This is a genomic window from Pseudomonas sp. GD04015, from assembly GCF_029837675.1.
GTDB classification, from domain to species: Bacteria; Pseudomonadota; Gammaproteobacteria; order Pseudomonadales; family Pseudomonadaceae; genus Aquipseudomonas; species Aquipseudomonas paralcaligenes.
Genome location: NZ_JAOEEE010000004.1, coordinates 37848 through 59875 on the forward strand (window position 1 = coordinate 37848; position 22028 = coordinate 59875).

The 22028-nt window shown below is 68.1% G+C and carries 24 protein-coding genes; 12 read left to right on the forward strand and 12 right to left on the reverse strand.

Going from position 1 to position 22028, the window contains the following annotated elements:
- Positions 1 to 19 precede the first annotated feature (19 nt).
- Entirely contained in the window at positions 20 to 1033 is a 1014-nt protein-coding gene (hemB, locus tag N7640_RS04535) for a porphobilinogen synthase (RefSeq protein WP_220812477.1), read from the reverse strand.
- Between the two features lie 116 nt (positions 1034 to 1149).
- Positions 1150 to 2379: a sterol desaturase family protein gene (locus N7640_RS04540; protein WP_279902866.1), complete on the reverse strand. Its 1230-nt coding sequence runs from the start codon at positions 2377 to 2379 to the stop codon at positions 1150 to 1152.
- 162 nt (positions 2380 to 2541) lie between these two features.
- Here N7640_RS04540 and elbB point away from each other — a divergent pair, with 162 nt between their 5' ends.
- Positions 2542 to 3207, forward strand: coding sequence for an isoprenoid biosynthesis glyoxalase ElbB (elbB, locus tag N7640_RS04545; protein ID WP_279902867.1), 666 nt, complete (start codon positions 2542 to 2544; stop codon positions 3205 to 3207).
- 164 nt (positions 3208 to 3371) lie between these two features.
- On the opposite strand, the gene N7640_RS04550 is transcribed toward elbB, so the two are convergent.
- Positions 3372 to 3608, reverse strand: a complete 237-nt coding sequence (locus N7640_RS04550) for a helix-turn-helix transcriptional regulator (protein ID WP_279902868.1) — start codon at positions 3606 to 3608, stop codon at positions 3372 to 3374.
- A 258-nt stretch (positions 3609 to 3866) separates the two neighbouring features.
- Here N7640_RS04550 and N7640_RS04555 point away from each other — a divergent pair, with 258 nt between their 5' ends.
- Positions 3867 to 4241 (forward strand): hypothetical protein, encoded by a 375-nt coding sequence (locus tag N7640_RS04555; RefSeq protein WP_279902869.1) that lies wholly within the window; start codon positions 3867 to 3869, stop codon positions 4239 to 4241.
- Between the two features lie 183 nt (positions 4242 to 4424).
- Here N7640_RS04555 and N7640_RS04560 read toward each other — a convergent pair whose 3' ends face one another.
- The 4 genes from N7640_RS04560 to N7640_RS04575 all read right to left on the reverse strand — a co-directional run bounded on the left by N7640_RS04560 (position 4425) and on the right by N7640_RS04575 (position 8858).
- On the reverse strand, positions 4425 to 7289 hold the full coding sequence (locus N7640_RS04560) for a class I adenylate cyclase (RefSeq protein ID WP_279902870.1): 2865 nt from the start codon (positions 7287 to 7289) through the stop codon (positions 4425 to 4427).
- A 151-nt stretch (positions 7290 to 7440) separates the two neighbouring features.
- Positions 7441 to 7683, reverse strand: coding sequence for a TIGR02647 family protein (locus tag N7640_RS04565; RefSeq protein WP_220812481.1), 243 nt, complete (start codon positions 7681 to 7683; stop codon positions 7441 to 7443).
- On the reverse strand, positions 7662 to 8507 hold the full coding sequence (locus N7640_RS04570; protein WP_279902871.1) for a transporter substrate-binding domain-containing protein: 846 nt from the start codon (positions 8505 to 8507) through the stop codon (positions 7662 to 7664). Before N7640_RS04570 ends, N7640_RS04565 begins: the two co-directional genes overlap by 22 nt.
- 78 nt (positions 8508 to 8585) lie before the next feature.
- The gene (locus N7640_RS04575; RefSeq protein ID WP_279902872.1) at positions 8586 to 8858 is read right to left on the reverse strand and encodes a hypothetical protein; all 273 of its coding nucleotides are present in this window, start codon (positions 8856 to 8858) and stop codon (positions 8586 to 8588) included.
- 130 nt (positions 8859 to 8988) lie between these two features.
- Between N7640_RS04575 and N7640_RS04580 the strand changes: the two genes are divergently transcribed.
- A complete protein-coding gene (locus N7640_RS04580) occupies positions 8989 to 9648 on the forward strand; it encodes a glutathione S-transferase (protein WP_279902873.1) in 660 nt (219 codons plus the stop codon).
- Between the two features lie 7 nt (positions 9649 to 9655).
- Here N7640_RS04580 and N7640_RS04585 read toward each other — a convergent pair whose 3' ends face one another.
- Genes N7640_RS04585 through argH form a run of 3 tightly spaced genes read right to left on the reverse strand, consistent with a single transcriptional unit; the run spans position 9656 to position 12118 of the window.
- The gene (locus N7640_RS04585; protein ID WP_279902875.1) at positions 9656 to 10135 is read right to left on the reverse strand and encodes a GNAT family N-acetyltransferase; all 480 of its coding nucleotides are present in this window, start codon (positions 10133 to 10135) and stop codon (positions 9656 to 9658) included.
- Between the two features lie 32 nt (positions 10136 to 10167).
- Complete coding sequence (locus N7640_RS04590) at positions 10168 to 10722, reverse strand: AAA family ATPase (RefSeq protein WP_279902877.1); 555 nt, start codon at positions 10720 to 10722, stop codon at positions 10168 to 10170.
- A gap of 1 nt (position 10723) precedes the next feature.
- Entirely contained in the window at positions 10724 to 12118 is a 1395-nt protein-coding gene (gene argH, locus N7640_RS04595; protein WP_279902878.1) for an argininosuccinate lyase, read from the reverse strand.
- A 205-nt stretch (positions 12119 to 12323) separates the two neighbouring features.
- Here argH and N7640_RS04600 point away from each other — a divergent pair, with 205 nt between their 5' ends.
- From N7640_RS04600 to rsd, 8 genes are all read left to right on the forward strand, one after another.
- Positions 12324 to 13406, forward strand: coding sequence for a sensor histidine kinase (locus N7640_RS04600; protein ID WP_279902880.1), 1083 nt, complete (start codon positions 12324 to 12326; stop codon positions 13404 to 13406).
- Complete coding sequence (locus tag N7640_RS04605) at positions 13403 to 14152, forward strand: LytTR family DNA-binding domain-containing protein (RefSeq protein ID WP_220812488.1); 750 nt, start codon at positions 13403 to 13405, stop codon at positions 14150 to 14152. The genes N7640_RS04600 and N7640_RS04605 overlap by 4 nt, the downstream gene beginning before the upstream one ends.
- Positions 14153 to 14245: 93 nt before the next feature.
- Entirely contained in the window at positions 14246 to 15166 is a 921-nt protein-coding gene (gene hemC, locus N7640_RS04610; protein WP_279902881.1) for a hydroxymethylbilane synthase, read from the forward strand.
- Positions 15163 to 15945: a uroporphyrinogen-III synthase gene (locus N7640_RS04615; RefSeq protein WP_279902883.1), complete on the forward strand. Its 783-nt coding sequence runs from the start codon at positions 15163 to 15165 to the stop codon at positions 15943 to 15945. Before hemC ends, N7640_RS04615 begins: the two co-directional genes overlap by 4 nt.
- Before the next feature lie 15 nt (positions 15946 to 15960).
- A complete protein-coding gene (locus tag N7640_RS04620; RefSeq protein WP_279902885.1) occupies positions 15961 to 17079 on the forward strand; it encodes a uroporphyrinogen-III C-methyltransferase in 1119 nt (372 codons plus the stop codon).
- Positions 17076 to 18308: a heme biosynthesis HemY N-terminal domain-containing protein gene (locus N7640_RS04625; RefSeq protein ID WP_279902886.1), complete on the forward strand. Its 1233-nt coding sequence runs from the start codon at positions 17076 to 17078 to the stop codon at positions 18306 to 18308. The genes N7640_RS04620 and N7640_RS04625 overlap by 4 nt, the downstream gene beginning before the upstream one ends.
- Before the next feature lie 155 nt (positions 18309 to 18463).
- On the forward strand, positions 18464 to 18955 hold the full coding sequence (locus tag N7640_RS04630; protein ID WP_220812493.1) for a disulfide bond formation protein B: 492 nt from the start codon (positions 18464 to 18466) through the stop codon (positions 18953 to 18955).
- A 176-nt stretch (positions 18956 to 19131) separates the two neighbouring features.
- Complete coding sequence (gene rsd, locus N7640_RS04635; RefSeq protein ID WP_279902887.1) at positions 19132 to 19608, forward strand: sigma D regulator; 477 nt, start codon at positions 19132 to 19134, stop codon at positions 19606 to 19608.
- Positions 19609 to 19730: 122 nt separating this feature from the next.
- On the opposite strand, the gene N7640_RS04640 is transcribed toward rsd, so the two are convergent.
- Positions 19731 to 20369: an FKBP-type peptidyl-prolyl cis-trans isomerase gene (locus N7640_RS04640; RefSeq protein WP_279902888.1), complete on the reverse strand. Its 639-nt coding sequence runs from the start codon at positions 20367 to 20369 to the stop codon at positions 19731 to 19733.
- Positions 20370 to 20484: 115 nt separating this feature from the next.
- On the opposite strand from N7640_RS04640, the gene N7640_RS04645 reads away from it, so the two are divergent.
- Positions 20485 to 21546, forward strand: a complete 1062-nt coding sequence (locus N7640_RS04645) for an AlgP family protein (protein WP_279902889.1) — start codon at positions 20485 to 20487, stop codon at positions 21544 to 21546.
- Here N7640_RS04645 and N7640_RS04650 read toward each other — a convergent pair.
- Positions 21543 to 21980, reverse strand: a complete 438-nt coding sequence (locus tag N7640_RS04650; RefSeq protein ID WP_279902890.1) for a TIGR02444 family protein — start codon at positions 21978 to 21980, stop codon at positions 21543 to 21545. The two genes, N7640_RS04645 and N7640_RS04650, sit on opposite strands and share 4 nt — an antisense overlap.
- Positions 21981 to 22028: the final 48 nt, after the last annotated feature.

The following is a 22028-nucleotide window of genomic DNA, read 5'->3' on the forward strand; positions in this document are numbered from 1 at the left end:
TTGCTTCCCTGGGGCGGCTTCAGCGCCCCTCGTTCAAGAGTTCTGCCGCACGTACGGCGAAATAGGTGAGGATGCCATCGGCGCCCGCGCGTTTGAAGGCGGTCAGCGATTCGAGGATCACCGCCTCGGACAGCCAGCCGTTCTGGATCGCGGCCATGTGCATGGCGTACTCGCCGCTGACCTGGTAGGCGAAGGTCGGCACCCGGTAGGTGTCCTTCACCCGCCAGACGATGTCCAGGTAGGGCATGCCCGGCTTGACCATGACCATGTCGGCGCCTTCGGCCAGGTCCGCCGCCACTTCGTGCAGCGCCTCGTCGCCGTTGGCCGGGTCCATCTGGTAGCTGGCCTTGTTGGCCTTGCCGAGGTTGGCGGCCGAGCCGACCGCGTCGCGGAACGGGCCGTAGTAGGCGCTGGCGTACTTGGCCGAGTAGGCCATGATGCGCACGTTGTGCTGGTCGGCCAGTTCCAGGGCCTCGCGGATGGCCTGGATGCGCCCGTCCATCATGTCCGACGGCGCCACCACCTGGGCCCCCGCCTCGGCGTGGGACAGCGCCTGCCTGACCAGGGCGTCCACGGTCACGTCGTTCATCACGTAGCCGTCGTCGTCGAGGATGCCGTCCTGGCCGTGGGTGGTGAAGGGGTCCAGAGCCACGTCGCTGATCACCCCCAGTTCCGGGAACCGGGCACGCAGAGCGCGGATGGCGCGCTGGGCGATGCCGTCCGGGTTCCAGGCCTCGGCGCCATCGAGCGACTTCTTCTCCAGCGGGGTCACCGGGAACAGCGCCAGGGCCGGGATGCCCAGCGCCACCCAGCGTTCGGCCGCCTCGAGCAGCAGGTCGATGGACAGGCGCTCGACGCCCGGCATGGACGGGACCGCCTCGCGGCGGTTCTCGCCGTCGAGGACGAACACCGGCAGGATCAGGTCGTCGGTGGTCAACACGTTCTCGCGCACCAGGCGACGGGAAAACTCGTCACGGCGGTTGCGACGCAGGCGGGTGGCGGGGAACAGGCGATTGGCGGGGGTAAAACTCACGGCGGACTCCAGAACCCGCACAGCGGGCGAGTGTGACAGTTGTACCCGGCCATTATGACCAAATAATGACTGCCACACCCAGACTGCGACGGGGGGCCGCAGTTCCCTGGCGCCGGTCAGGCCATCTGCGGCTGCGCCCTACGCGGCCACGCCAGCCAGGCGAGGCTGAACAGGCTCCAGGCCGCCAGTAGCGCCCAGGGCAAACCGCCGGCCTCGACCAGGCCGACCTGCTGGGCCCAGAGCAGGGCCGGCAGGTTGAGGACCAGGCGTAGCGCCTCCAGCGCGCGGGCGAACGGCCGGTTCTCCAGCCAGGCGCCGATGCAGTAGAGGCCGAAGGCCACCCACAGCCACGCGCCGGCCAGCACACCCAGGCCCTGCTGCGGCGCCACGGCGAGCAGGCCGCTGGTGCCGGCCACGTAGGAGACGAACTGCAGTGCGGCGTAGAGCTTCTGGCCGCGCGACAGCGGCACCTCGAACTTGCGGAACGCGGCCAGGTCCGGTTTCTCCACGGGCCAGCGTTCCACCACGTCGGCCGGGCGCCAGCCGGTGGGCATGAACCAGATGCGCAGCCTGTCCCACCAGGAGCCGGCACGCACGGCATCGCGCCACAGCTGCGCGTAGAACTGCAGGTTGGCCCACAGCGGGTTCCAGCTGCGCAGCGGCACGGTCACGCCGAACACCACCGGATGCTCGTCCAGCTCCTCCTGAAAGGTGCCGAACAGGCGATCCCAAAGGATGAACACGCCACCGTAGTTACGGTCCATGTAGACAGGATTCTGCGCATGATGAACCCGGTGGTTGGAGGGGCTGACGAAGAACCACTCGAACCAGCCCAGCTTGGGCACGTGCCGGGTGTGCACCCAGAACTGGTACAGCAGGTTGAGCGCGGCGACGGTGACGAACACCAGCGGCGGCACGCCGGCCACGGCCATCGGCAGGTAGAACACCCAGCCCAGGAGGAATCCGGTGCTGGTCTGGCGCAGCGCGGTGGTGAGGTTGTAGTCCTCGCTCTGGTGGTGCACCACGTGGGACGCCCAGAGCACGTTGCGTTCGTGGCCGAGACGGTGGTTCCAGTAGTAGCAGAAGTCGTAGAACACGAACGCCAGCACCCAGACCCAGAGTTCGTCGGGCAGCTCGGTCAGGTGCAGGTGCTCGTAGGCGAAGGCGTAACCGAGCACGGCGATGGCCTTGCTCAGCAGGCCGCTGGCCTGGGACAGCACGCCGGCGCTGAGGCTGTTCAGCGAGTCGGCCAGGCGATAGGTGCTGACCCCGCGCAGGCGGTCGGCGAGCAGCTCGGCGGCGATGAGCAGGAAGAAGAAGGGTACGGCAAGCAGGATCAGGTTCATGGTTCGGCACGGTGCGGTTGACCTAAGCTGATCCTAGACCCGCCCGCCCCGCCGTTCGCGGCGGCGGGTGCCAGCCCGGGTGGCATTTGGCGACAGGCAGTCGCTCGACGCTGTCACGGGCTATCGGACACAATGAAGCATCGAGTCCCTCTGGAGAAAAGCATGCACAAACGAGTCGCGGTCATCCTTTCCGGCTGTGGCGTCTACGACGGCGCGGAAATCCACGAAAGCGTCATCACCCTGCTGCGCCTGGACCAGCGCGGCGCCCAGGTCCAGTGCTTCGCCCCCAACATCGCGCAGATGCATGTGATCAACCACCTCACCGGCGAGGAAATGCCGGAGACCCGCAACGCGCTCACCGAGGCCGCGCGCATCGCCCGCGGCGACGTGCTGGACGTGCGCGAACTGAAGGTCGACCAGTTCGACGCGCTGATCCTGCCGGGCGGCTTCGGCGTCGCCAAGAACCTCTCCAACTTCGCCGTGGAAGGCGCCAACTGCAGCGTCCAGCCGGACGTGCTGGCCGCCGCCCAGGCCTTCGCCCAGGCCGGCAAGCCGGTGGGGCTGATCTGCATCTCCCCCGCCCTGGCAGCGAAGATCTACGGCGAAGGCGTGGTCTGCACCCTGGGTGCCGAGGACGACCCGGCCGTGGAGGGCCTCAAGGCCATGGGCGGCCGCCATGTCGAGTGCGTGGTGGAAGACATCGTCGAGGACCCCGAGCGCAAGCTGGTCAGCACCCCGGCCTACATGCTGGCCGAATCCATCGCCCAGGCCGCGTCCGGCATCAACAAGCTGGTCGACCGCGTGCTGGAACTGACCCAGCCGCAGTAACCGCGGGCGCTGCTCGCGAAGCGTTTGCGTCAAGCGCGGTGCGCACGGCGCACCCTACCTGGCCTGTAGGGTGCGCCATGCGCACCGCAGCCTCACCACCTCAGGCGCTCTACAGCGCCCTGTTCAACACCCCTTCCATTTACGCCTTATGTAGCGGCGGCGCTCTATAACCACGGCTCGATCTTGCGCAGCAGATCGTAGGGATTGGCTTCCATTTCTCGGCATATCCGCAGGAGCTCAATCACATCCAGGCGGCGTTCGCCGCGCTCGTACTTGGATACGTAGGATTGTGGCCGCTCCAGTTGCCGTGCCAATTGTTGCTGGGTCAGTTGCGCATCCTGGCGTGCCTGAATCAACAGGGTCAGCAGTGCCTGATATGGCTCGGAATGGATCGTTTTCACGAAGGGCGCGTCGGGTTGAAAACCGACCGCCTAAATAAACCCGTTTCAGGTTTATCCCAAAACAGGTTTTTCTGTATGATGGCTAGAACTCCCCCCGCCACATGAAAGGGAGCCCGCAGCCAACAAACCATCACAAGAAGATCGCAGCCATCACACGCTCTGCCACGAGAATCACGGGCTGCTCGGAGCGGGACGACGAGGCAGATAGCGGCGGCGCCTATGCACTGTCAGGCAGTCCAACCAACGCAGGAGCTAAGAATGACTGAAGATCAAGAAACTAAGTGTCATGCCATCATCCACTCTCACGCGGTGGCAGCCGCCGCAGGAAATGCCGTACCCGTACCAGGCTTGGGCATCGCCGCAGACATAGTAACAATGACCTCCATGACAATGAGCCTTTGCGCTGTCTTTGGCGGGAACCTTACCGAGGAGGCGGCAAAGACCTTAGCCATAGCAACAATCAAGAACACAATGCTGAAGCAGCCAATAAAAACGCTCACCAAGGAACTATCAAAATTCATTCCTTTCCTTGGGCAAGTAGTTGCACCAAGCATATCCGTTGTAATGCTTGAGGCAGCTGGATGGACTCTGGCGAAAGAGTTAGAGGCCAAATTCAAGACCAAGAATGCCTAACAACTCATTCAAGCCGACGCCACTTCGTGGCGCGGCTTAACTCAGGCATTCATGCCCATCGATGGCCCTATGACCATGACCAACTAACTAAGGCTAAATATCTGGCTCACTTCCGCCCGCATGGAGCTGAAGAAGACCACTACCGACATGGATCTCAAGTGCAAGGCCCCGTAGCCAAGGTTCTCAGGCCTTTTGCAGAGCACTGTTCAACGCCCCTTCCAGTTCCGCCTTGTAGCGCAGGTAGTGGATGGTCTGTGCCTGGCCGTCGCCCAGCACCCGCGACAGGTCGAGGTCGGTGATGTAGCAGGGGTAGCGCTCCGCGCCCCGGCGCTGGGCCAGGATGTGGCGGGCCACGGCGCCGAACAGTTCGGCGCCGTATTCCAGCTCGGAAAACTCCCGGTGGTTGCAGTACAGGGTGACATGCGCCCGCCCGCCATCCGCCGGCTCGACGATGGCCTGCACGTCGTAGAACGAGTGGCTGGCGGTCGCCGGCGGCGGCGCGCGGCGTTCCAGATGGCGGGCACGCTGCGGCGGCGCCGGCAGCACCTCGTAGAACAGCACCTCCAGCGGCGCCGACGGCAGCGGACTGTCCAGCGGCAGCAGCGCGTTGCGCCGGTACAGTACCGACTGCAGGAAGCGCTGCAGCGGCGTCAGCAGGCTCTGCTCGTCGCGGAACGGCAGGCGCTGGCGCCACAGGGCGTTGAACTCGTCCAGCAACGTCAGCTCGGCCTGCTCGCCGTCCACCCGGTAGAACACCTGGATGCACTGCGGCCGGCCCAGCGGCAGGATCAGCGCCAGGTCCTCGCCCTCCAGGGCGTGGCGGTCCAGGTGCAGCGGGCTGTAGGCGGCCTGCTCCTCGCCCAGGTGCTCGATCAGACTCGGCAGGTCGCTCAGGGCGGCGTGGCTGACCTGACCCGGCAGCAGTTCAAGGACGTGATAACGCTGCTGCACCTGCAGCAGGTAGCGGCTGTTGGGCACGTCGCCCAGGCTGGACAGGGCGTCCTGGAACAGTTCCTCGACCCGCTGGGCGATGGCCTGGGCGCGGTTGCGGCAGAAGCAGCGCACCTTCAGGCTGGGGCGACGGCCGCCCTCCGGCAGCGCATTGAGGTAGTCACGCAGGCAGTCGAGCAGGGCATGCGGCCCGTCGTAGCGGCTGACCATCAGCTCGTTCCAGCTGTTCAGGCTGATCTGGTCGAGGGTCAGCACCAGATTCTCGCGCACGCCGGAGTAGCCCAGCGAGTCGGTGCGCCCGGTGGTCAGGTGCACGTTGAGCTGGCTGTGGGCCTTGAGCGGGTCGATACCGACGTTGACCAGCAGCAGCACCTCGGCGGGCTCGGCGGCGTGCAGCAGGGAGTCCTCGTTCACCGGCGGCAGCGGCAGCGGCACGCTCTGCTGCAGGCTGCCGAGCAGGCTGGACAGCTCGAACTCGGTCAGGTCGCTGTCGCCGGGGTGCAGCGACAGCCGCGTGCTGGGGTCGATCACGCCGTTGCGGTGGCACCAGGCGAGCAGTTCGACCAGGTGGCGGGCGCGCTTGAGCGGCGCGAAGTCCGGCCACTCCTGGTTGTTCAGGCTGCCCTGGTAGAGCCCCCACTGGGTCTCCCCTTCCGCCTCCGGGCTGGGGCTGCGCACCAGGGTCAGGGTGTCCTCGGCCAGGTCCGGGGCGATGCCCGGGTTGATGAACTCGATCTTGCCCGCCTTGCGCTCGAAGGCGGCGTACAGGCGCCGGCCGAGCACGCCGAGGTCGCGGTTGTTGAGCGGGCTGGCGGCCTGTTCGTTGCGGGCGAACTGGGACAGGAAGCGGTAGCTGTAGGTCAGCTCGTTGACCAGCGCCCGGCGCTCGGCGCTGACCTGGCGCACCTTCCACTGGCTGCGGCTGTCGAGCATGGCCAGTTCGCGCTGGCTCCAATGCCACTCGCCGGTGAGGCGCTCGAACAGCAGGCGCTGCCAGCTCTTGGCGCGCTGCCGCGGCGGCACGCTGAGCTTCTTGCCGACCTTGAGGTAGAGGCAGCGGCGGATCAGCTCCAGGCGTTCCAGCTCGCCCCGGGCGGTGAGGTATTCCTCCAGCCGGCGGTACACCACGATGTAGGGGTCCAGCTCGTCCAGGTCCAGGCGATTGGCGTACACCGCCTTCTTGAAGCGCAGGCTCAGGCACTCGACCTGCGGGTGCTCGCTGGCGTAGACCTCCGTCAGCAGCAGCTTGAGCACCGACTTGTAGGGCGAGTCGATGCCCTTGAACAGCTGCCACATGCCGGCGCCGATGAACTCGCCCGGCGGGATGCGCGCCAGGTGGCCCAGGTCCAGCACCTCGTCGGCGCGGACGAAGCGCTTGCTCAGCAGGGCGTGGGTATAGCCGCGGTAGTTGGCCTCCTCGTACACCGGCACCAGCCACCACAGCGGTGTGCGCCCGCCGAGCCAGATGGCGGTGCGGTAGAACTCGTCGAGCAGCAGGTAGTGCTGGGTGGTGCCGCAGTCGTCGGAGGTCAGCTGCGCCTCGCGGTCGCCCTGGGTGTAGCGCGCCGGGTCGATCAGGAAGCAGTGCACCTCGGCGCCCTGGGTGGCGGCCCAGGCTTCCAGCAGGTCGCACTTGCGGCGCAGCTCGGCCAGGGCGCGGGCATCCAGTTCAGGGTCGTGGCACACCCACAGGTCCATGTCGCTCTGTTCGGCCTGGGCCACGGTGCCCAGGCTGCCCATCAGGAACAGGCCGTGGATCGGCGTCGGCGGCTTGCCGACCAGCGGACCGCCGCGGCGCGCCTTGTAGGTGAAGGAGCGGGTAAGGCGCTGGGCCTCGGCGAGCAGCTCGTCGCTCGGCTCGAAGCCGGACAGCCCCGCCGGTGCGCTGGCCGAGACGTAGCCCGGCAGCAGCGGGTGGTTCACATGGAACAGCAGCGGCAGCAGCTTGAGCACCAGTTGCTGGCGCGTCGACAGCCCCTGCATGGCCCGGTCCAGGCGCCCGCCGTTGATCTTCAGGAAGCGCGCGCGCAGCTGCGCCATGACCTTGCGGTCGATGCCGTCTGCAATGTCCGGGCGGATTTCCTGGGTGCGCGTCATGTACTGCTCGAAGCGTGATTGGCAGCAAGACTACCAGCGCGCAGGGCGCCTGGCAGCTGTTCATGACCAGTGTATCGGCGGCTGCCGGCTGCCGCTGAAGGGAAGCGGCCGAGGGCCGTCCGCCGTCGGGCGGGACGACCCTCGCGGGGGATCAGGCGGGCTGCGGGCAGAGGATGGTCAGCAGCGCCTGAGCATGCTCGGCGGCGTCCAGCCCCAAACTGGTCAGGTAGCCGCCGTCTGCCTGGGTGACCAGGCCCTTCTCGTGCAGGCGGGTGATGGCCGCCTGCGCGCGCGAGGAGGCATTGTTGTGCACCTTGAGCCCCTCTTGATGGTTGTCGAGGTTGTACAGGGCGAGGATTTCCAGTTCCGCGATCAGTTCCGGGGTGTAGGCCATGTCTGCTCCGCTTTCTTGTTATGGGAGTGGGTGTTCCAGAGTGTAGCGTCCGAGGCGCGGTTCGCCGCGCCGTCGTGGTGCCAGCGTTCGAGAATCCGCCGGTAGCGGTCGTCGGCGCGGATGCGCCGCATGCCCTCGTCGAAGCGCTGCTGCAGCAGCTCCGCGCTCGGGTGATGGCGGGAGAAACTGAGGTACAGCTGCGGCTGGTGGACGGTGGCGACGGGCACGAAGCGCCCCTGCAGCTCGGCGTGCTGCTGGAACAGCGCCTGGGCGGTGCCGCGGAAGGCCACGGTGTAGTCCACCCGCCCCCGCTCCAGCATGAGGAAGCCGTTGAGATCGCGGCGCACCGGCACGCGCACGGGGCGCTGGTCGTTGTCGAAGCGACTGCCGTACTCGTAGCCGATGGTCACCGCCACCCGCTGGCCGGCCAGGGCCTCGGGCGTTTCGACCGGCGCAGCGCCGGCCCTTGCCCAGAGCAGGATGTCATCGCTGAACAGCGCTTCGCTGGGCAGCCGGTATTCGGCGACGATGCGGGCATCGGGAGAGGTGTTGAAGCAGCCGGCCAGCTGGCCGGTGCGGGTCAGCTCCATACAGCGGGCGTAGGGATAGGGCAGCAACTCGATGCGGGTATCGCTGGCGGCGAAGGCGGCGCGCACGATGTCGACCGACAGTCCCTGGACCTGGCCGTCGCGGTAGGCGGTGAAGGGATACCAGTCATCCTCGGCGCCGATGTTGTAGACCTCCTCCGCCCGAACCGCCGGGGCCAGGAGCAGCAGGGCCAGCAGGCAGGCCGCCGGAGAAAGAGTCCATACGCGTAAGTCCAAGATGCACCCGCCGGAACTGGATGCGGTCAACTTAGCAGCCGCATCGCGCCGACGGAATAGACCTTGGTCAAACGAGGATCATTCCTCCGGCAGGGTCGGCAGGGCCCGCAGCATCTGCTCGTAGCCGTCGCGGTCGAAGGGACGGTCCTCGCGCAGCATCGTGTCGATCTCGTGGGCAAGCACCAGGGCCATCAGTTCGAGGATGTCCTCGCGCTCGTAGCCGACCAGGGTCAGCTTGTTGTAGACGGCCTTGGCCGCCGGCGGATCGTCCGCCTCAAGCTGGTTCTCGATGGCCTGGACCAGGGTGGCCTCGGCGAAGGCTTCTTCGTCGTTGTCGTCGTGTTCGCTCATGGCGGCTCCTCGATAGCAGGCCGGCAGTGTGCCACGGCCGGGTGAAGGTCGCGCCATTCAGCCGTCTGATGGAGCGCCGGGCGGAAGCCGGCCGGGCTATAAAGAGCCTTTCCCTGCCCGGTACGGACTCATGCTCAGACTCCACGGCTTCGCCGTCAGCAACTACTACAACATGGTTCACCTGGCCCTGCTGGAGAAGGGGCTCGCATTCGAGACGGCCACCGTCTACGGCAACCAGGACGAGGCCTTCCTCGCCATCAGCCCGCGCGGCAAGGTGCCGGTGCTGGAGACCGAGCACGGCTACATCAGCGAGACCAGCGCCATCCTCGACTACCTGGAAGAACTCGGCGAAGGCCGCCCGCTGCTGCCGGACACGCCCTACGAACGGGCCCAGGTGCGCGCGCTGGTCAAGGAGATCGAGCTGTACATCGAACTGCCGGCGCGCACCTGCTACCCGGAGGCGTTCTTCCGCAACCCGGTGGATGCGGCGATCAAGGACAAGGCGCGCGCCGAGCTGCAGGCCGGCATCGCCACGCTCAAGCGCCACGGCCGCTTCGCGCCCTACGTCGCGGGCGAGCGGTTCAGCCTGGCAGACCTGTACTTCCTCTACAGCGTCGACCTGGCCGAGGCGGTGGCGAGCCGCGTGCTCGGCTTCGAGTTGCTGGAGGACTTTCCCGCCGCCCGCGACCTGCTCGCCCGGCTACAGGAGAACCCGCATGTGCAGGCCATCGCGGCGGAGAAGGCGGCCGGCATGGCCGGCTTCATGGCCTTCCTCAAGAGCAAGGCCTGAGCGGCCCCTAACCTGCGGCGAAGTCGACCAGGGCCTGGCCGGTCAGCCGGTAGGTGGTCCACTCGTCCTGCGGGCGGGCGCCGAAGGAGCGGTAGAAGTCGATGGCCGGCTGGTTCCAGTCCAGCACCGACCACTCGAAGCGGCCGCAGCCGCGCTCCACGGCGATCCGCGCCAGGTGTCGCAGCAGCGCCTTGCCGGCTCCGCAGCCGCGCTGGGCCGGGTCGACGTAGAGGTCTTCCAGGTACAGGCCGTGTTTGCCCAGCCAGGTGGAATAGTTGAAGAAGTACACGGCGTAGCCGATCGGCTCGCCGTCGCGCTCGCAGATCAGCGCGTGGCTGGTGCTGCCCTCGCCGAACAGGCTGTCGCGCAGGCCGGCGGCGTCGGTCTTCACCTCGTGCTCAGCCTTCTCGTAGATGGCCAGGTCGATGATGAAGCGCAGGATCAGCTCGGCGTCCGCGGCCGTTGCGGGACGGATGTGCAGGGACATGCGGGGTCTCCCGAAGATGGATGAAGGGGCCGCTAGCGGCTCGGCAGGCTCGCCAGGAAGCGTTCAACGGCCCGGCGCGAGTCCAGCCGCACGTAGCGCCGGGACGGCGGTGACGTGCGCATTTCCTCGCCGTAGCGCTGCCGGTAGATCGGGTGGCGGGTCCAGGCCCAGGCCAGGATCGACTGCTCGGGGGTGAGGCGGAACAGGTTGGCCCAGCGCTCGCGGTTGCCGTTCCACAGGGTCTGGCGCAGCAGCAGGCGCTTGAGCGTGCGCGGGATCAGCTGGCGCATCACCGCCGCCCGCGGCAGGTCCAGCCAGATCACCATATCCGCCCGCTCCAGCACCTGCGGGCGCACCGCGGAATAGCTGCCTTCCACTACCCAGCCCTCGCCCTCCAGGGCCTCGCCGACCACCTGCCTGAACTGATCGGTGGGCAGCGGCTGCCAGCCGGGCTGGTGGTACAGGGCGTCCAGCTCCACGTGGCGGTAACCCAGCTGCCGGGCCAGCCGGCGCGACAGGGTGGTCTTGCCCGAGCCCGAGCAGCCGACCACCGAGATGCGCCGACCCGGCGCCAGCGCCTCGCTCATCTCAGTGCTGCGCCAGCAGCTCCTTGCCACGCGCCACGGCGGCACGCACCTGATTGGGCGCGGTACCGCCGATGTGGTCGCGGGCGTTGACCGAGCCTTCCAGGGTCAGCACGGCGAACACGTCGTCGCCGATCTGGTCGCTGAACCGGCGCAGTTCTTCCAGGCTCATCTCGGCCAGGTCCTTGCCGCTCTCGACGCCGTACTTCACAGCATGACCAACGATCTCGTGGCAGTCGCGGAACGGCAGGCCCTTGCGCACCAGGTAGTCAGCCAGGTCGGTGGCGGTGGAGAAGCCGCGGCGGGCCGCCTCACGCATGATCTCGCGCCGGGGTTTGATCGCCGGAACCATGTCGGCGAAGGCGCGCAACGAGTCGCGCAGGGTGTCGGCGGCGTCGAACAGCGGCTCCTTGTCCTCCTGGTTGTCCTTGTTGTAGGCCAGCGGCTGGCCTTTCATCAGGGTCAGCAGGCCGGTCAGGGCGCCGAACACGCGGCCGCTCTTGCCACGCACCAGCTCCGGCACGTCCGGGTTTTTCTTCTGCGGCATGATCGAGGAACCGGTGCAGAAGCGGTCCGGCAGGTCGATGAACTGGAACTGGGCCGAAGTCCACAGCACCAGCTCCTCGGAGAAGCGCGACAGGTGCATCATCGCCAGCGAGGCGGCGGCGCAGAATTCGATGGCGAAGTCGCGGTCCGACACGCCGTCCAGCGAGTTGCCGCCAACGGCGTCGAAACCGAGCAGTTCGGCGGTGATCTCGCGGGCGATCGGGTAGGTGGTGCCGGCCAGGGCGGCGGAGCCCAGCGGCATGCGGTTGACCCGCTTGCGGCAGTCGACCAGGCGCTCATGGTCGCGGCTGAGCATCTCGAACCAGGCCAGCAGGTGGTGGCCGAAGGTCACCGGCTGGGCGGTCTGCAGGTGGGTGAAGCCGGGCATGATGGTGTCGGCCTCGGCCTCGGCCAGGCCGAGCAGGCCCTGCTGCAGGCGGGTGATCTCGGCCAGGATGATGTCGATCTCGTCGCGCAGCCACAGGCGGATGTCGGTGGCCACCTGGTCGTTGCGCGAGCGGCCGGTGTGCAGCTTCTTGCCGGTGACGCCGATGCGGTCGGTCAGGCGCGCCTCAATGTTCATGTGCACGTCTTCCAGGTCCACGCGCCAGTCGAACTGGCCGGCCTCGATCTCGGCCTGGATCTGCTTCAGGCCGGCCTCGATGGCGTCGCGCTCCTCATTGCTCAGCACGCCGACCCTGGCCAGCATGGTGGCGTGGGCGATGGAGCCCATGATGTCGTGGCGGTAGAGGCGCTTGTCGAAGTCGACGGAGGCGGTGAAGCGGGCGACGAAGGCGTCGACGGGCTCGCTGAAGCGGCCGCCCCAGGACTGGTTGGTCTTCTCAAGGCTCATGGCAGAACTCGCGGGACTGGGCAGGCGCGGCGCCTGCGGAACGGACAGGATGCCGATGATAACAGCCTTGCCGGGAAAACCGAGGCCGGGTCGATCTGCATGCTCCGTCACAGTTTTCGGCGACGAACGGCATTTGGGTGCCGGTTTTGCTCCGGCCGGAGCGATCCGGCTTGTCGCCTCGCTGGCGCGGAAGGAAACTGCGCGGATGAAAATTCAATGGTTCAACCGGGGACGAACCAAGGCCCCGCACGACGACTTCTTCCTGCCGGAACTGTGCGAGCCCGAGGCGCTGCTCAGCCTGGTGCTGCTGGCCGAACTGCTGGTGCTCGTGCTGGTGCTTTCCGAGCCGATGGTACAGGGCTTCAACTGGGTGCGCCTGGCCCTGACCTCGCTGTTCGTGCAATGGATCGTGCTGCTCTCCGCCGCCCTGCTGTGCAGCCTGCGGCCGCTACTGGCACGCCTGCGCGCGGCGCTGGCCGGCGGCCTGTGCTGCGCCCTGGTGGTGGCGCTGACGCTGGGCTGCACGGCGGTAGCCGACCACTACGAACTGGGCGGGCCGCTGCCGCGCGACGGCGAGGTCAACCTGTACCTGCGCCATGCGCTGATCAGCCTGATCATGTCGGCGCTGCTGCTGCGCTACTTCTACCTGCAGAGCCAGTGGCGCCGGCAGCAGCAGGCCGAACTGCAGGCACGCATCGAATCGCTGCAGGCGCGCATCCGCCCGCACTTCCTGTTCAACAGCCTGAACAGCATCGCCAGCCTGGTGGCCATCGACCCGGTCAAGGCCGAGCAGGCGGTGCTCGATCTCTCCGACCTGTTCCGCGCCAGCCTGGCCAAGCCCGGCAACCTGGTCGCCTGGAGCGACGAACTGGAACTGGCGCGGCGCTACCTGTCGATCGAGCACTACCGCCTCGGCGACCGGCTACAGTTGGAATGGCAGGTGGACGACGTGCCGCCGGACCTGCCGATTCCCCAGCTGACGTTGCAGCCGCTGCTGGAGAACGCGCTGATCTACGGCATCCAGCCACGCATCGAAGGGGGCCTGGTGCGAATAGAAGCGGAGTACCGCAACGGGGTGTTCCAGCTCTGCGTGAGCAACCCCTTCGAGGAAGAAGCCGAGCGGCAACCGTCGCGCGGCACCCGGCAGGCCCTGGTGAACATCGACGCGCGACTGGCGGCACTTTTCGGCCCTGGCGCGAGTCTCAGCGTGGACCGCCGTGACGGGCGCCACTTCACCTGTCTACGCTATCCTTGTTCGAGACCCATGCAGGAAGCCCGAGCAATATGAATGTGCTGATCGTCGATGACGAACCCCTTGCCCGCGAGCGCCTGGCCCGCATGGTCGGCGAACTCGACGGCTACCGTGTCCTCGAGCCCTCGGCCAGCAATGGCGAAGAGGCGCTGGCGCTGGTCGACAGCCTGCGACCGGACGTGATTCTGCTGGATATCCGCATGCCCGGCCTCGACGGCCTGCAGGTAGCGGCCAGACTCTGCGAGCGCGAGGCACCGCCCGCGGTGATCTTCTGCACCGCCCATGATGAATTCGCCCTGGAGGCCTTCGACGTCAGCGCCGTCGGCTACCTGGTCAAGCCGGTGCGCCCCGAGGCGCTGGCCGCCGCGCTGAAGAAGGCCGAGCGGCCCAACCGCGTGCAACTCGCCGCCCTCACCCGGCCGGCCGCCGGCGGCAACGGCGCCGGACCGCGCAGCCACATCAGCGCGCGCACCCGCAAGGGCATCGAGCTGATCCCGCTGGAACAGGTGATATTCTTCATCGCCGACCACAAGTACGTGACCCTGCGCCACGAAGGCGGCGAGGTGCTGCTGGACGAACCGCTCAAGGCGCTGGAGGACGAATTCGGCGACCGCTTCGTGCGCATCCACCGCAACGCCCTGGTCGCCCGCGAGCGCATTGAGCGCCTGCAGCGCACCCCGCTGGGCCATTTCCAGCTCTACCTGAAGGGCCTGGGCGGCGACGCCCTGACCGTCAGCCGACGCCACGTGGCCGGCGTGCGCAAGCTGATGCACAGCCTCTGAGGAGAGCGGCGGACGTCCCTGCGGCGTTCCGCCTGCCGGCTTCCGGCGGCCATCCTGCTATCATCGCCGGCAGTCCGTTTCCTGGAATTGCCCATGCCCCGCGAAATCCGCATCGCCACCCGTAAGAGTGCCCTGGCCCTGTGGCAGGCCGAATACGTCAAAGCCCGCCTGGAACAGGCCCACCCCGGCCTCGTGGTCAGCCTGGTGCCCATGGTCAGCCGGGGCGACAAACTGCTCGACGCGCCGCTGGCGAAGATCGGCGGCAAGGGCCTGTTCGTCAAGGAACTGGAAACCGCCCTGCTGGACAACGAGGCCGACATCGCCGTGCACTCCATGAAGGACGTGCCGATGGACTTCCCCGAGGGGCTGGGCCTGTTCTGCATCTGCGAGCGCGAGGACCCGCGCGACGCCTTCGTCTCCAACACCTACGACAGCCTTGATGCCCTGCCGGCCGGCAGCGTGGTCGGCACCTCCAGCCTGCGTCGCCAGGCCCAGCTGCTGGCGCGCCGGCCGGACCTAAAGATCCAGTTCCTGCGCGGCAACGTGAATACCCGCCTGGCCAAGCTGGATGCCGGCGAATACGACGCCATCATCCTCGCCGCCGCCGGCCTGATCCGCCTCGGCTTCGAGGAGCGCATCCGCGCCTCGATCAGCGTCGACGACAGCCTGCCGGCCGGCGGCCAGGGCGCCGTGGGCATCGAGTGCCGCAGCGCCGACAGCGAGATCCACGCCCTGCTGGCACCGCTGCACCACGCCGAGACCGCCGCCCGCGTCACCGCCGAGCGCGCGCTGAACAAGCGCCTCAACGGCGGCTGCCAGGTGCCCATCGCCTGCTACGCCCTGCTCGAAGGCGAGCAACTGTGGCTGCGCGGCCTGGTCGGCCAGCCCGACGGCGGCCTGCTGCTGCGCGCCGAAGGCCGTGGCGCCGACGCCGAAGCCCTCGGAGAACAGGTGGCCGAACAACTCCTGGCCCAAGGCGCCGAGGCCATCCTCAGGGAGGTGTACGGCGAGTGACCGGCTGGCGCCTGCTGCTGACCCGTCCGGCCGCCGAGTGCGCGGCGCTGGCCGCCACCCTGGCCGCGGCCGGCGTGTTCAGCCGCAGCCTGCCGCTGCTGGAGACCGAGCCCCTGGCGGAGTCGCCCGAGCAGCACGCCACCCTCCTCGAACTGGAGCGCTACGACGCCGTGGTCGTGGTCAGCAAGCCGGCCGCGCGCCTGGGCCTGGCGCTGCTGGAGCGCCACTGGTCACGCCCGCCGACCAACCCGCGCTGGTTCAGCGTGGGCGCCGCCACCGCGCAGATTCTCGACGACTACCTGGTGCCCCACGGCCTGGCCGCCTGCTGCCCGGACAGCGGCGACGACAGCGAGGCCCTGCTGGCCTTGCCGCAACTGGCCGAAGCCCTCGCAGGGCCGACCCCGCGGGTGCTGATCATGCGCGGCGAAGGCGGCCGCGAACTGATCGCCGACACCCTGCGCGGGCTTGGCGCGACGGTCGACTATCTGGAACTCTATCGCCGTGTGCAGCCTCAATACCCTGCCGGTACGCTGGTGCGGGTGATCGAGGAGGCCCGCCTGAACGCCCTGCTGGTCAGCAGCGCACAGGGCCTGGACAACCTCCGCCAGCTGGCTGCAGAAGCCTGGCCGGAGCTGACTGAGCTACCCTTGCTGGTGCCCAGCCCGCGCGTGGCCGACATGGCCCGCGCGGCCGGCGCCCGGCAGGTCATCGATTGTCGCGGCGCCAGCGCCGCGGCGGTTCTGGAGGCCCTGCGCGCCCACCCGGCGCCGGCCCACTAAGCAAAGGAAGGACATGTGAGCGAGACAGCCCCCCAGATCAGCGAACAGAATCCGCAAACCCCGACGCTTCCCCCGCCCGCCGCACCCAGCGCCAAGGGCCGCGGCCCGGCCTGGCTGGCGCTGCTGATCGGCCTGGGCGCCCTGGGCCTGGCCGGCTGGAGCGCCTGGCAGCTGCACCAGCAGCGGGATCAGGCGGCGCAGCAACTGACCCAGTTCCAGCAGGCCGGCGACGCCGCCCAGGCCCGGGTCAAGGACACCGAGGACCGGGTCGCCAAGCGCCTGGCCGGCCTGCCCACCGCCGACGACCTGGCGACTCAGCGCGACCTGCTGGTGAGCCTGCAGGGCGAGCAGCAGCGCCTGTCCCAGAGCCTGTCCGGCCTGCTCGGCAAGAGCCGCGAGGACTGGCGCCTGGCCGAGGCCGAGCACCTCCTGCGCCTGGCCATGCTGCGGCTCTCCGCCCTGCAGGACGTGGACAGCGCGGTGGCGCTGGTGCAGGGCGCCGACGACATCCTGCGGGCACAGAACGACCCGCAGGCCTTCGCCGCCCGCGGCGAGCTGATCAAGGTACTGGAAGCGCTGCGCGGCCTGCCGCAGGTGGATCGCTCCGGCCTGTTCCTGCAACTGGCGGCGCTGCGCGACCAGGTTGCCCAGCTGCAGATGCTGGCGCCCGAATACATCCTGCCGGTGGAAACCACCGACACGGCCAACGCCAGCGACAGCAGCCGCTGGGAAAGGCTGTGGCAAGAGCTGTCGCGCTACGTGCGCATCGACCTGCACGCTGACCAGGACGTGCGCCCGCAACTGGCCGGGCAGAGCCTGGCCCAGGTGCGCCTGACCCTAGCGCTGGCGCTGGAACAGGCGCAGTGGGGCGCTCTCAACGGCGACCAGGAGGTCTATCGTCACGCCCTGGCCTCGGCCAACGAGGTGCTGGACACCTACTTCGACCGCGACAACCAGGCCGTGCAGGCGATGCAGAAACGCATCGGCGAACTGACCGGGCAACAGGTGGTGACCCGCCTGCCCGGGCTGGACGACGCGCTTGGCACCCTGCAGGCCTACATCAAGCGCCGCGAAGCCGCCGAACTCGCGCCCGAAGGCGAAGCCGAGGCCACCAGCGAAGGGGACGGACAATGATCCGCGCCGTCCTGCTCCTGATCCTGGTGGTGGCCGCGGCCACCCTGCTCGGCCTGGCCATCGCCGAACACAGCGGCTACGTGCTGATCGCCTGGAAGGGCCTGCGCTACGAATCCAGCCTGTGGGTGTTTCTGCTGCTGATAGCGCTCGTCGTGCTGCTGGTGTGGGCGCTGCGCTGGCTGAGCCGGCTGTTGCTGGTGTCCGGCTCGCTGGTCAATCCCTGGTCGCGGCGCCAGCGCGGTCGGCGTAGCCGGCTGGCGGCAGAAAAGGGCCTGCTCGACCTGATCGAGGGCCGCTGGGAGCGCGCCATCCGGCACCTGCGCTTGGCCGCCGAAGGCGACCGTCAGCCGCTGATGTACTACCTCGGCGCGGCACGCGCCGCGCAGAAGCTGGGGCGCACCGAGGAGAGCGAGGCCCTGCTGGAAAGCGCCCTGCAGCGCCAGCCCCAGGCCGAACTGGCGATCGCACTGACCCATGCCGAACTGCAGCGCGAGCGCGGCGACCTGGCCGGGGCGCTGGACACCCTGCAGGCCATGCGCGAGCGCCATCCCCACCATCACCTGGTGCTGGAACAGCTGCAAAGCGTCCTGGCCGAGCGCGGCGACTGGGCGGCGCTGCTCGACCTGCTGCCGGAACTGAAGAAGGCCAAGGTGTTGGATGCCGAGACGCTGGCCGAGCTAGAACGCAAGGTCTGGATCGCCCGGTTGCAGACCGCCGGAGAACACGGCCTGGACCAAGGCGAACTGGCCCTGCAGCCGCTCACCTCGGCCTGGCAGCAGCTGTCCTCGTCGCAGCGCCAGAACCCGGAGCTGCTGGCCGCCTACGCCGGCCAGCTGCGCGCGCTGGGTGCCCAGGAAGAAGCCGAGGAAGCGCTGCGCAAGGCGCTCAAGAACCACTACGACACCCGTCTGGTGCGCCTCTACGGCCAGGTCCGCGGCCGCGACCCGGGGCGCCAGTTGCAGACCGCCGAGGACCTGCTCAAGCAGCATCCACAGGACCCGGTGCTGCTGCTCAGCCTGGGCCGCCTGTGCCTGCAGAACGAACTGTGGGGCAAGGCCCGCGAGTACTTGGAGATCAGCCTGGAGTTCTCCCGCAGCCCCGAGACCTGCGCCGAACTGGCACGCCTGCTGGCCAGCCAGGGCCACTTGCAAGAGAGCAACCGCCTGTTGCAGGAAATGCTCGTCCTGCAGGGGCAGCACCTGCCCTCCCTGCCGCAACCGGCCCACTGATCGCGCGGCCGCGCCATCCCCCAATGGCGCGGCCGCAGCGTGCCGGCAGCCTGACATGCGGCGCCCTGCCGCTGACGGAGAGCCCTCCCGCGCCTTGAAAGGCCGGCCGGCTTTCCTCTACCGTAGGCGCCTTTCCCGTACCGCTTGGAGTCATCATGGCGCTCGCCACCCCGCGTTCCCTGTTCCTGCTCGCCTTCCTCGGCTGCCTGGCCCTGATGGGCGGAGCCCTCTACCTGGAACATGTGGTCGGCCTGAATCCCTGCCCGATGTGCGTCGTCCAGCGCATCTTCGTCATCCTCTTCGCCCTGGTCTGCCTGATCGCCGCCATCCACGGTCCGCAGCGCATTGGCCGCCGGGTGTACGCCGTGCTGGCGCTGCTGTTCGCCGCCGGTGGCGCGGGCACCGCGGCGCGCCAGGTGTGGCTGCAGAATGTGCCGGCCGACCAGCTGGAAGCCTGCCTGCCGAGCCTGGAGTTCATGATGGAGGCCCTGCCGCTGCAGGAGATCGTGCGCTTGGTGTTCCACGGCACCGCCGACTGCGCCGAAGTGACCTGGACCCTGTTCGGCCTCAGCGTGCCGGAATGGAGCCTGCTGGCCTTCATCGGCATGATCCTGTTTGCCCTGTTCCAGCTGCTACGCCGCGGCTGAATCCTTTCCCGACCGGGATGACTTGATGCCCGCGCCGAGTGGGCATACTCTGGCCCGACGCCTCGCCAGTAATCCGCCGTTCTCGACGAGGTGATCCCCGAGGATCCACGAGCTGACAATAAAATGCCTCGGGGCTGGCGTATTCAGCATTCACCAGTAGGGAAGTGAGGGACATCATGCTCGAGAGCTGCCAGAACGCCCAGGAACGCTGGGGCGGTGTACACCAGCTGATCGACCGCTGGCTGCAGGAACGCCACGAACTGGTGAGCGCCTTCGGCTCGCTCAGCGATGCCTCCGGGAGCGCCGCGGCCCACAACGAGGACGTACAGCGCTTCTGCCAGATTCTGGTCGACTACGTGTCGGCCGGTCACTTCGAGGTCTACGAACAGCTCACGGTCGAGGCCAAGGCCTTCGGCGACCAGCGCGGCCTGGAACTGGCCAAGCAGATCTACCCGCGCATCGAGGCCATCACCGAAGTGGCGCTGGCGTTCAACGACCGTTGCGACAGTGGCGACTACCGCGATGGCGCCGCTCTCGATGGAGAACTCAAGCGACTGGGGCAACTGCTGCACGAGCGCTTCGAACTGGAAGACTGCCTCATCGAAGTGCTGCACAACGCCCACCAGCACCAGGCCATGGCCGCACCGCTCTGAGCGCTGCGCATGCACAGAAAAAAGCCGCCTTCCGAGGCGGCTTTTTCATGTAGGGCGGGTGAAACCCGCGGGATAGTACGCGGGTTTCACCCGCCCTACCCGCGGCCCTTTTTCATGGGTACTCAGTCGGCCGCATCCAGCAGCTCGACCTCGAACACCAGCGGCGCGTTCGGCGGGATCAGATCGCCGGCGCCCTCCTCGCCGTACGCCTGCGCCGCCGGAATGACCACGCGCCAGCGAGCGCCCACCGGCATCTGCCGCAACGCGGTCTGCCAGCCGGGAATCAGCGCGCCGAGACGGAACCACTGCGGCCCTTCGCTCTGGTCGAACAGGCTGCCGTCGGCCAGCTCGCCGCGATAGCTGACCTTCACCCGGCTGTTCGCCTGCGGCTTTCTGCCGCTGCCGGGACGCAGCTCGCGTACCAGCACGCCGCCTTCGAGTTCGCGCACGCCATGGCGGGATTTCTCCGTGGCCAGGAAGCGGCCCTCGGCCATCCGCGCCTGCTCGTCGCGGCTCTCGGAAAGATGTCGTTCATGGGCATCGAGCAGCGCATCGATACGCTCCGGCGACAGACGCAGGGCCTCGCCACGATAGGCCTGGCGCAGCCCTTCGAGCAGTGCCTCCAGCGGCAGTTCGGGCACCTCGCCGCGCAGCCTTTCGCCCAGACGCGCACCCAGGCTGTAGGCCAGATCCTCGTCCTGATTCGCGGCCGGCGACAGGGCGGGAAACAGGCACAGCAACAACAGGGAAAGACGCAGCATGGTGGAAGTCTCCGCGGAATTTGCCGGCGATTATGCCCGATGCCCTCACAGGCCCTAGCGACGGCGATGGCGGCCGTCTAGTATGGGGGCACCAACGTCCGTTAGGAGGCATATCATGCCGGCGAAGAACAAGAAGTCCGTCAGTACCCCTTTGCATCTGCTTCAGCAACTGTCCCATAGCCTGCTCGAACATTTGGAAAAGGCCTGCACCCAGGCTCTGGTCGACGCCGAAGAACTGCTGACCAAGCTGGAAAAACAGCGCGGCAAGGCGCAGGAAAAACTCCACGAATCCCGGACCAAACTGCAGGACGCGGTCAAGGCCGGCAAGGCCAAGGCCCAGAGCAAGGCGAAGGATGCGGTGGCCGAACTGGAAGACCTGCTCGCCAGCGTCAAGACCCGCCAGGCCGAGACCCGCACCTACATCGTCCAGCTCAAGCGCGATGCCCAGCAGAGCCTGAAACTGGCGCAGGGCGTGGGCAAGGTGCGCGAAGCCGCGGCCAAGGCCCTCGACAGCCGCACCACGGAAAAACCCGCCGCGACGCCGGCCAGCAAACCGGCCGCGAAGAAGGCCGCCACCAAGCCAGCGGCGAAACCCGCTGCCAAGGCGACCACCAAACCAGCCGCGAAACCCGCGACCAAGGCCGCAGCCAAACCTGCCGCCAAGAGCGTGGCGGCCAAGCCGGCCACGAAGGCAGCCGCCAAACCGGTGGCTAAGCCCGCAGCCAAGAGTGCTGCCAAACCCGCTGCAGCCAAGGCACCGGCCAAGGCCACCGCCGCCAAGCCGGCGTCCAAGCCCGTAGCGAAACCAGCCGCAAAACCCGCTGCCAAGACCACGGCCAAACCGGCTGCAGCCAAAGCGCCGGCCAAGGCCACCACCGCCAAGCCGGCTTCCAAGCCCGCGGCAAAACCGGCCGCCAAGCCAGCCGCGAAACCGGCGACCAAGGCCGCAGCCAAGCCAGCCACCAAGGCAGCCGACAAACCGACGGCGGCGAAGCCCGTCGCGAAGAAACCTGCAGCGGCCAAACCGGCAGCCACCAAGCCGGTCGCCAAACCCGCGGCCAAGCCCGCCACACCTGCGGCAGCCAAGCCGGCGACTCCCGCCAACACCACCACCCCGGCACCCGCGACCACCGCTGCCGCAACCAGCGGCAACGGCAGCACTCCGCCCAGCGCTTAATCCGGGTCGATGGCGGCGCGCAGCTTGCGCGCGTCGCCTTCGCTCACCAGGCGCTCCAACCAGGCCACAGCTTCGTCCGTGGCCTGCCATTTCCGGGTCGCCGCTTCCAGTCGCCCGAGCAACTCGCGCTCGGCCTCCAGCTCCAGCGCCTTGACCTGCTCGCGCAGCCGCGTCCACTGCGGGTCGTCCGCCGCCGTCTTCCAGCCACGGCGCAACTCGCGCAGCGGCTGCACCACTTGGCGCTGCCAGGGTTCGGCGATGGCGCGCAGCTGCCCAATACGCTCCTCGCCGCAGGCCACCCCACGCCGCTCCAGCCACAGGGCGCAGAGCAGCAGGCAGACATCGGCGCCGCCTTCCTGCAGGCGCAGGCAGGTCGGCTCCACGTCCGGGCGGGCGTAGGTGGCGAGCGCGAAACTCCACAGATCAGTCGGCATGCGGCTCTCCGGGCGGCGACGGGGGGAAGCTGGTAGACTCCGCGGCCA

Coding starts and splice junctions, on each gene's coding strand:
- N7640_RS04625 (WP_279902886.1), top strand. CDS start 17,076: ATGATCCGCGCCGTCCTGCTCCTGATCCTGGTGGTGGCCGCGGCCACC.
- N7640_RS04630 (WP_220812493.1), top strand. CDS start 18,464: ATGGCGCTCGCCACCCCGCGTTCCCTGTTCCTGCTCGCCTTCCTCGGC.
- N7640_RS04560 (WP_279902870.1), bottom strand. CDS start 7,289: ATGACGCGCACCCAGGAAATCCGCCCGGACATTGCAGACGGCATCGAC.
- N7640_RS04580 (WP_279902873.1), top strand. CDS start 8,989: ATGCTCAGACTCCACGGCTTCGCCGTCAGCAACTACTACAACATGGTT.
- N7640_RS04540 (WP_279902866.1), bottom strand. CDS start 2,379: ATGAACCTGATCCTGCTTGCCGTACCCTTCTTCTTCCTGCTCATCGCC.
- N7640_RS04565 (WP_220812481.1), bottom strand. CDS start 7,683: ATGGCCTACACCCCGGAACTGATCGCGGAACTGGAAATCCTCGCCCTG.
- N7640_RS04650 (WP_279902890.1), bottom strand. CDS start 21,980: ATGCCGACTGATCTGTGGAGTTTCGCGCTCGCCACCTACGCCCGCCCG.
- N7640_RS04575 (WP_279902872.1), bottom strand. CDS start 8,858: ATGAGCGAACACGACGACAACGACGAAGAAGCCTTCGCCGAGGCCACC.
- elbB (WP_279902867.1), top strand. CDS start 2,542: ATGCACAAACGAGTCGCGGTCATCCTTTCCGGCTGTGGCGTCTACGAC.
- N7640_RS04645 (WP_279902889.1), top strand. CDS start 20,485: ATGCCGGCGAAGAACAAGAAGTCCGTCAGTACCCCTTTGCATCTGCTT.
- N7640_RS04600 (WP_279902880.1), top strand. CDS start 12,324: ATGAAAATTCAATGGTTCAACCGGGGACGAACCAAGGCCCCGCACGAC.
- hemC (WP_279902881.1), top strand. CDS start 14,246: ATGCCCCGCGAAATCCGCATCGCCACCCGTAAGAGTGCCCTGGCCCTG.
- N7640_RS04585 (WP_279902875.1), bottom strand. CDS start 10,135: ATGTCCCTGCACATCCGTCCCGCAACGGCCGCGGACGCCGAGCTGATC.
- N7640_RS04555 (WP_279902869.1), top strand. CDS start 3,867: ATGACTGAAGATCAAGAAACTAAGTGTCATGCCATCATCCACTCTCAC.
- N7640_RS04590 (WP_279902877.1), bottom strand. CDS start 10,722: ATGAGCGAGGCGCTGGCGCCGGGTCGGCGCATCTCGGTGGTCGGCTGC.
- rsd (WP_279902887.1), top strand. CDS start 19,132: ATGCTCGAGAGCTGCCAGAACGCCCAGGAACGCTGGGGCGGTGTACAC.
- argH (WP_279902878.1), bottom strand. CDS start 12,118: ATGAGCCTTGAGAAGACCAACCAGTCCTGGGGCGGCCGCTTCAGCGAG.
- N7640_RS04605 (WP_220812488.1), top strand. CDS start 13,403: ATGAATGTGCTGATCGTCGATGACGAACCCCTTGCCCGCGAGCGCCTG.
- N7640_RS04640 (WP_279902888.1), bottom strand. CDS start 20,369: ATGCTGCGTCTTTCCCTGTTGTTGCTGTGCCTGTTTCCCGCCCTGTCG.